This is a genomic window from Trueperaceae bacterium (genome assembly GCA_031581195.1).
GTDB lineage: Bacteria > Deinococcota > Deinococci > Deinococcales > Trueperaceae > SLSQ01.
Window position 1 is genome coordinate 1 of the sequence record JAVLCF010000100.1, and the last position, 8,475, is coordinate 8,475.

General features: G+C 76.9%; 4 protein-coding genes. All 4 read right to left on the reverse strand.

All coding sequences use genetic code 11. The features are described 5' to 3' along the window. Positions 1-2,042, reverse strand: a 2,042-nt coding sequence (locus RI554_09145) for a hypothetical protein (protein MDR9392178.1), incomplete at its 3' end; no start/stop codon positions are given. Positions 2,043-2,306: 264 nt separating this feature from the next. Beyond that, entirely contained in the window at positions 2,307-4,952 is a 2,646-nt protein-coding gene (locus tag RI554_09150) for a hypothetical protein (protein MDR9392179.1), read from the reverse strand. Between the two features lie 103 nt (positions 4,953-5,055). After that, complete coding sequence (locus tag RI554_09155; protein MDR9392180.1) at positions 5,056-5,367, reverse strand: hypothetical protein; 312 nt, start codon at positions 5,365-5,367, stop codon at positions 5,056-5,058. Continuing rightward, positions 5,364-8,153 carry an Ig-like domain-containing protein gene (locus RI554_09160; protein ID MDR9392181.1) on the reverse strand — a complete coding sequence of 930 codons (2,790 nt, stop codon included), beginning with the start codon at positions 8,151-8,153 and terminating at the stop codon, positions 5,364-5,366. Before RI554_09160 ends, RI554_09155 begins: the two co-directional genes overlap by 4 nt. Between the last annotated feature and the right edge of the window lie 322 nt (positions 8,154-8,475).

An 8,475-nucleotide genomic window follows, 5' to 3' on the forward strand; every position in this document is an offset into this window, starting at 1 on the left:
CAGCGCAGGGGAACGCGAACCGGGGTGGCCTGCACGTCGCCGGTCCCGCCGGCCTGGTTGCGGTCGTTGGCGCCCCACGCCCAGACGGCGTCGTTCCCGTCGGCCGCCAGGACGTGCGTGAGGCCGGTGGCGATGCGGACGACGGGGGCCGGGAGGCCCCCCACCCGGACGGGCCGGTGGGCGTCGTCGGTATTGCCCTGCCCGAGCTGCCCGAACGCTGCGTCCCCCCACGCCCAGACGTCGCCCTCGTCGTCGAGGGCGACGGAGAAGGCGCGGCCCGCGTCGAGCGCGACGATGCGTCGCCCCCCGAAGCCCTCGACCCGAGCGGGGGCGTGCACGTCGGTGGTGGACCCGGTCCCGAGCCGGCCGTCCGCCCCCGCGCCCCACGCCCAGACGCGGCCCGCGTCGTCGAGCGCGAGGCTGTGCATCGCCCCCGCCGCCACCGCGGTGACGGGGCGGGGGAAGGCGTCGGTCAACGACACCGGCACCGGGACGTCGGTCGTGGATCCGGTCCCGACCCGCCCGTCGCGGTTCTCCCCCCACGCCCACACGCCGCCGTCCGCGTCGACGACGACGGCGTGATCGGTCCCGACGCCGACCCCCCGCACGTCGACGGGCGACAGCGCGTCGACGGGGACCGGGGTCAGCTCCCGCGTCCCGAAGTTGATGGCGTTGAGCGCGCCCCACCGCCACAGGCCGCCCTCCGCGTCCACCGCGAGGGTGTTCTTCCCGCCCGTGTCCAGCGTCCGGATCACGTGCGCGTCCAGGGCGGAAAGCACCACCGGTTCGCGGCGGTCGAGGGTGTCGCCCGTCCCGAGGCGCCCGTCGACGTTGTCGCCCCACGACCAGACGCGACCCTCGGCGTCGACCAGGTGCGCGTGATCCACGCCGCCGTCGGCGTGCCGCCAGCGGCCGGTGGGTACCGTCGTCACGTGGATGGGGGCCTCGTGGGGGTCGTCCGTGCCGTCCCCCAACTGCCGGTGCCCGTTCGACCCCCACGCCCACGTGCGCCCCTGCGGGTCGACGGCGAACGCGTGGTGGCCGCCCGCCCCCACCTGCACCGGGGTCGACGGTGGGGGCGGCGGTCCGGGCGTGACGTCCTCCACCGTCGCGGTCGCCCCCGGGCCCGCGGCGGTCACCGCGCGGACCGCCAGGACGTGCGGCACGCCGTTCGCGAGGCCCTCCACCACGAGCGGGGGCCCGGCCTCCTCGAGCGGAACGTCGGTCCAGGGGCCGTCGTTCACGCGCACCTGGTAGTGCGTCACCGGACGCCCGTTCGGATCGGGCGGCGCGAAGTGCAGCGTCGCGCGGCCGTCCCCCACCGTCACGTCGAACTCCCCGGGGGGGTCGGCCGGCCCGAACGGCGCGAGGACGAACGGGGTCCCGGCGGGGCCGGGCCCGACGGCGTTCACCGCCCGCACGTGCGCCTCGGGGTAGGTCACGCCGTTCGTCAGGCCGTCCACCACCAGCGCCGCCGCGTCGCTGGGCGACGGCGTCCGCCAGGCGTCGCTCGGCGAGACGCGCACCTCGTAGCGCAGGATCGGCCGGCCCCCGGGGTCGGGGGCGTCGAAGGCGAGGACGGCGTGCGCATCTCCGTCCGTGACGCTCACGCCCGAGATCGCGGCGGGGACGGTGGCGCGCACCGCGAGGGTCGGGGCGGCGACGACGTCGCCGCCCTCCCCTCCGACGTCCGACGGGTAGTGGACGCCGTCCGCGTCGACGAGGGTCAGCAGGCAGGTGGCTCCGCGGAGCTCGGCGGGGACGACGGCGCGGGCGGCGGGGTACGCGCGGTTCGGGGCGGCGTCGGTCGCGGACAGCCACGCGTCCACGTCGGACGGGGCGGCGTCCGGATCGGTCGAGACCACAAGACCCTCCAACGGGTGCTCGCAGGCGTGCACCGCCCCTCCGCCCGGCAGCCGACCGGTCAGCGTGACGGTCGCGCCGACGTCCGCGATGGCGGGCGTCACGGCGTCCACGACGTACCCGCGGGGCGCGTTGTTGGGGCTGCAGGCACCCAGGAGGAGCGCCGCGGCGAGCACCATGGCGAGCGCCGTCCAGGGCGCCGCACGCGGGACGCCACGTCGGCGAAGGGGCGGAAGGGCGGGGAGCGCGGGGTGCCGTCGACGCATGGAGCCTCCAGAGTCGTCCGCCGCCTCGGGCGACGGACGAAACCGTAGTCCCGCACCCCATCGTTGCAAGGTCGTGTCAGAGGACGGGGGGCGATCGGGCCGCTCGAAGGACGCTCCGCCCCGTCGAGCCCGCCCTCCCCCCACGCCCGTAGGGCAAGGCCCCCGAGGTCCGTAGCGCTACCCGCCGTCGGTCCGGAACGCGTCCCGCCAGCCGTACCGCTCCGCAGCCGCCTGCCCCAGGCGGGAGAGGTCGCCGGCGTAGTCGACGAAGCCGGCGTCCCGGCAGCGCAGCACCGCGATGCGCAGGGCCCCCGCGAGGCGCGGGTCGGCGCCCTGATCCATCGACGCGAACAGGCGCTCCACCAGTTGGTAGGCGGCCGCCACCCCGGCGGCGTCCGCCCCCATCGCCGCGACCGCGGCCCACCCGAGCGCCGCGCCGGCGGCCCCCTCGAAATCGCCGAGCTCCTGAAGCGCCCGGGCGGACGCTTCGTACGGCGCGCACGCCGCCTGCGGCGCCCCCGCGGCGAGGTGCGCGTTCCCCAGGTTCACGTCCAACGCCGCCCGCGTCCACCGGGACACGCGCCGGCGAGGCACCGCCCGCACCTGCGCGAGGGCCGCCTCGTGGTCCCCGACGAGCGCCTCGAGGGCCGCGAGGGACATGCGGGTCGCCGCCTCGCGTTCGGCGTCGGACGATGCGCGCCGCACCTCGAGCGCCCGCTCGAGGTCGTGGCGGGCGTCGGCCCGCCGGTCGGCGAGGAACGCGAGCGATCCCCGCGCGTTCCACAGGTCCCCCATCGCGTCGACGTCCAGCGCATGCCCCACGCGCGCCTCGAGGCGGACCAGGCGCGCGTGCGCCGCCGCATGCGGGCCGAACCGACGGTGCAACGCAGCGAGCTCGATGGCGGCGTCCAGCCCCGCCTCCGGGTCGCGCTCGACGAGCGCGTCCAGCGCCGACTCGACGTCCTCCATGGCGTCGCCGACCTCGCGCAGGAGCCGCGCCGCGTACGGCGCCTGCGACCGGTCCACCGCCCGGCGCGCGAGCGCCAACGCCCACGCCCGACGGGCGTCGCGCAGCGCCGCCCGGAGCGGCGCACCGACGTCGGGCGCCGCCCCGCCGCGGACCGCGTCCGCCACGGTCGCGTCGAGGACGAGGGTGGTCCCGCCGGACCGGGCGTCGAGGTGCACCTGGCCGCGGGTGACCGCCGTGCGGAGCGCCGCCTCGGCCCGCGCCTGCGGCACGCCCGCCGCCTCGAGGACCTGCACCGCCACGTGCACCTGGAGGGGGGACGCCCCCGACGCGAGCGCCGTCAGGAGGGCGGCGTGATCGCTGGCGGGGGCGTCGGGCCGGTCCGCGACGACGAACGTCGGGGCGAGCGCGCGGGCCAGCGACCGGTGGCGCTCCGGGAGGTCCGGTGGCCCCTCGCGCAACCGCTCGACCGCCGTGCCCTCCACGAGGGTCGCGGCGGTGTGGCCCCCGCCCACGAGCGCGTGGGCGGCCAGGACCAACGACAGGGGGTGGCCGTGCGTCCAGACCGCCACGCGATGGAGCGCATCCGGCGACCCCCCGGGTCCGGAGGTGCCGATCACGGACGCCTCGAGCGCTCGGCGGAGGAGGTGCGTCGCGGGCGCGGCGTCCGCGCCCACGGAGGTCGGCGCGTCGCCGTCCCGCTCCGTCGGGAGCGGACGCAGCGGCAAGGTTCGCTCCCCGGGGCACGCGAGGGGGGCGTGCGCCGCCACGACGACGCGCAGGTCCGGGGCGGCCGCCACGGCGTTCGCGACGGCGTCCCGCACGGCGTGGGGATCGACGACGTCGTCCAGGAAGACGAGCGCGGGGCCCGGTGGAGCGGGCACGAGATCGGTGGGGGTCGCGACGGCGTCGACCCGCCTCCACCGCGCGGCGGGGACCGACGGCGCGGCGCGCCGCCAGGCCGCGAGGATCGCGCGCGCGACGCGGGACGTGCCGACGCCCGGAAGACCGTGCAGCGTCAGGACGCGCGTGCCCGCCTCGAGGGCGGCGACGCCGGCGGTCACGTCGGCGTCCCGCCCCACGAGCGGCGGCGCGACGGCCGGGACGTCGAGCCAAGCGGGGCGGGGCGGAGGCGGGGCGGACACCGCCCTGGGGTCCGCGCGCACCGTGAGCGACGCGGTCACGCCGAGCTCGGTCTCGAGCAGCGCCGCGAAGGCGTCCGCGAACGCCGTCGCCTCCGCGCGTCGCCCCACCGAAGCGAGGTGCGTGACGTACGCCTGCGCGCGCACTTCGTTCCAGGGGTCGGCCGTACTGGCCTGATGCAGGAGCGTGGTGCGGACGTCGGCGGCGTCACCGACCTCCGGGGCCTCGCCCGCCTCGAGGCGGGCGAGCGCCGCGTCGATCGCCTCGAGGCGCGACGACCGCCAGGCCGCCGCGGTCGCGGACGCCCACGCGTCGAAGCCGGCCGCGTCGGGGACCGAGAAGCCGTTCAGGACGTCGGCGTGCAGCGCGTCGGGAAGGGGGCGGGGCGGCCCCCGGCGTTGCTGGTCGAGCGCTTCGCGAACGGCGATCGAGAGGGTGTCGGCGGCGATCGCCACCGTCCGCCGTTCGCGCACGAGGAGGTCCGGGGCGCGCTTCGCCACGTCGGCGAGGACGACGCGAAGGTTGCCGCGGGCGCGCGCCTCGGTGCGGTCGTCCCACAGGAGGTCGGCGAGGCGTCCCCGGTCCCACGGCGCCGCCTCCCACGCGAGGACGGCGAGGGCGGCCAGGCCCTTGCGGTGGCGCAACCGGACCGGCCGACCGTCACGCTCCAGACGCGGCACGCCGCGCACGTATAGGACGTAACGAGGGGGCACGCGGCCACGGTAGCGCACGCGGGTCCGCCCCGTGGCCGCCCCCGGCCGCCCCCACCCACGCGGCGGTCGCGCGCCCGTCGGGCGCGCCCGACGACCGAGGCGCTCAGCGCACCTCGTAGGCCAACGCGACCGGTGCGCACGCCCGCTCCCCCTCGTTCATCGCCTCCGGCACGGTCGCGAAGCACGCGCCGAGCGTGAGCGTGCCGGCGTCGGGACCGGGGGACGGGCTGGGGTCGGGATCGGTGGGCGGCGGGGCGGAATCGGTCTCCGACGGGGGTGGGGGGGCGGCGCCGCCGGCCCCCCCCGACCCGCACCCCACCAAGCCGAGTGCGAACGCGATGCAGAGCGTGAGCGCGACCCAACGCGCCCCCCTCGTGATGGGGAGCGGACCGCTCCCGCGACCTTCGATGCTCATGGCCTCTCTCCTTCCCACGCCACCGTCACGTCGAACGCCACGACGGCTCCCGGTTCCCACGGGGGTCCCGCCCACCGCCACGCCTCCGGCTCGCGCGTCAGGCGTCCGGGCGATCCCTCCGCCACGCCGGCCTCCACCACCCGAGCGCCGGGCGGCGGGTCGAACGACACCCACGCCTCCTCCAGCGCCTCCGCGCTCTCGTGCGTCCACCGCACCGTCCACGTCGCGGTCAGGCGGTCGCCGTCCCGCGTCGCCACGGCCGGCGTGCCCTCCGGTTCCACCGGCGCCTCCGGCGCGACCACGGCCTCGGGCAGCCGCAACGACGCCCGCGAGTACGGTTCGACGATCCCGTCCGGCGTGTCGACCCGTACGTCCAGCGCGTACGTCGCCCCCGGCCGAAGTCCGTCGATGCGCAGCGGGCCGACGATCCCGTCCGTCGCGAACGACGTCCACGGCCCCCCGTCGAGGCGGTACGCGACCGCCGTCGCCGCGTCGGGAAGCCCCAAGGGGTACACCCAGGCGACCCCCGCCCCCGGAACGATGCGCAGTTCGGTCGGCTCGACGAACGCGACGACGTCCGTCGCGGAGCACGCGCCCAGGCAGGCGACGCGCACCTGCGCGTCGCCTGCCTCCCCGTCGGAGCGCAGCGCCGCCTGCGCCCCACCCGTCGCGTCGGTCGCGACGACGCGCGTCCGGCCCACCGACGCGCCGTCGTGCCACCAGCCGCCGACGTCGGTCGTGAACGTCACCGGCTGGTCCACCACCGCCGCCCCCGTCGCATCGCGGAACCGCGCCGTCGCGATCACCTCCTCCACGCCGTCCGACAGCGCCCGATCCCGCGACGTCGCGAGCGACACCGTCGTGTCGACGAGCGACAGCGTGACGCTGGTCGCCGACAGCGCGTCCGCCGACCCGCCCGACCCCGCGACGTGCAGCTGGAGGTCCGTGACGGACGACCCCTCGAAGCCCGTCACCAGGACGTCCTCGAAGGTGGCGGTCGTGGCGCCCGCGGCGAGCGTCGCCGTCACCGGCACGCCGGGACCCCCCTGCACCGTCCGCACGCTTCCGTCCCCCGGGCCGCCCGTCGCGGACAACGTCAGGGTCGACCCCGCGAGCGCACCGTACGCGTCCCCGAGGTCGTCGAAGAGGGCCACCTCCACGTCGAAGGGGACGTCGGTCCGCGGTCGCGCCTCGGGGGAGGCCACGGACAGCGAGGTCGCGACGTCCACGGGGTCGCACGGGTCGGGCGTCCCCATCCACGCCAGGTGCGGACCCGCGTCCTTGCAGAACCCCCAGGTCGTGCCGTCCGCCACCGGGCCGGGCTGCAGCGGCCAGCCCGCCGCCCGGAAGACCCGCGGATCCAGCACCTCGGGTGCGCTCAGCGGCGTCCCCGCTTGGGACGCTTGCGCGGGCCCCGCGTAGAAGACGTCGGCCGCCGACACGACGCAGTCGTCGGACGCGTCGGACCCCCGGCACAGCGCCCCCTCGGGCGGCGGGTGGCGCACCAGCGTCCGCCGCACCTCCACCGTGTCGCCCGCATCGGGGTCCACCACGAGCCCCCCGAGGAACGGGTTCGAGGTCGGCGAGTAGCTCTGCAGCGGCGCGTCGACGAGCACGTCGGCGACGTCGAGGTCGGCCCCGTTCAGGCGCGCCACGAGCCCACCCGCGTAGGCGAGCGCCACGTCCAGCGTGCCGCCGACGACGGTCGCGCGAAGGGTCATCGTCGGCCGCGACCCGGACGAGGAAAGCAGGCCGACGATCCCGCCGACCTGCTGGTCGCCCCGGACGCCGGCCCGGACGTCGACCTGCACGAGCTCGACGTGGTCGCCGGCGTCGGCGATCAGCGCGCCGACGACGCCCCCCACGAGGTTCATGCCCTCGACGCGTTCGTGCACCACGACGTCAACGAGTGCAAACAGACTCTCGACGTCGGTCGTCGCGACGAGGTCGGCGATCCCGACGATGCCACCGACGTACTTGTACGTCGCATCGTCGACCGGTCGTTGCACGAGGCCGCGCGCCCGCGCCTCGTTCACGAAGAGACCACCCACCGCGGAGGCGGCGTCCTCCCCGACGTACCCGACCAACCCGCCGACGAACTGCTCCCCGCGCACCTCCACGCCGACGTCGACGCCGTCGAGGGTCACGCCTTCGACCTGGCCCACCACCCCGCCGACGTCCTCCTGGCCGGACACGACGCCGTCGGTGATCGTGACGTCGACGATCTCCGCGCCGCGGGCCCGCCCCGCGACGACGCCGACGCCGCGCGCGTCGGGCGCGTCGACGGCGACGTTGGACAGCACGACGTCGCGGACCGTGGCGGTGGTCGTCACGCCCCCCGCCTCGTCCTGCTCCAGCGCCGCGAAGAGACCCACCGCGTGCACCGCGTTCATGTCGTCGTCCCCGGGCGCGTCGATGGCGAGGTTCGCGAGGGTGAATCCGTCGCCGTCGAACGTGCCCGAGAACGCCATGGAGGCCACCCAACCGGTGTCGTCGTGCCCGATCGGCGTCCAGGGGCCGGTCAGCGTCACGTCGTTCGTCATCACGAAGTGCGCCCCCCAACAGGCGTCGTCGCTCCGGCCTTGGTTCGCGAGCTCCAGGTACTGCGCCTCCATCGCGCGGACGTCCGCAGGCGTCCCGAGCTCGTACGGCTCCGACGCCGTGCCGTACCCCTCGACCCCGCCACCGCGGAGCGACGAGAACACCGTCTCGCTGACGTTGCACGCCTCGGTGGGCTGCGCCCAGGCGAGCGGGGCGACCGCGGCACAGAGGACGATCCACGCCATCCGCGTCACGGTCCGTCGCCGCGCACGGGTCGCGCCCCCCGAAGCGCGCGGCGTCGTCACCGCATCGGTGGGCGTCCCCCCGGACCCCGCGGGCCCGGACGTCGCCCCGGTCCGGGGGGCGGGGCCGGTCCGACGGGAAGGGGACGTGGGGACGTAACGTGTCCCCTCGGGGGGGAGGGATGCATGCTTGGGCATGGGGGACCTCGCTTCCAGGGCGCTCTTTGCGCGCACGCCGGATGGAGGGAACCACCCCTACCGTTCACGAATCGTTACAACCATCGCGGCCGCGCGGCCCGGGGCCTCCCCACCCCACGGGGGTGGC

What these genes read in the sequence shown, in the direction of transcription:
- RI554_09155 (MDR9392180.1), bottom strand. Translation starts at nt 5,367, where the DNA reads ATGAGCATCGAAGGTCGCGGGAGCGGTCCGCTCCCCATCACGAGGGGG.
- RI554_09160 (MDR9392181.1), bottom strand. Translation starts at nt 8,153, where the DNA reads ATGGCGTGGATCGTCCTCTGTGCCGCGGTCGCCCCGCTCGCCTGGGCG.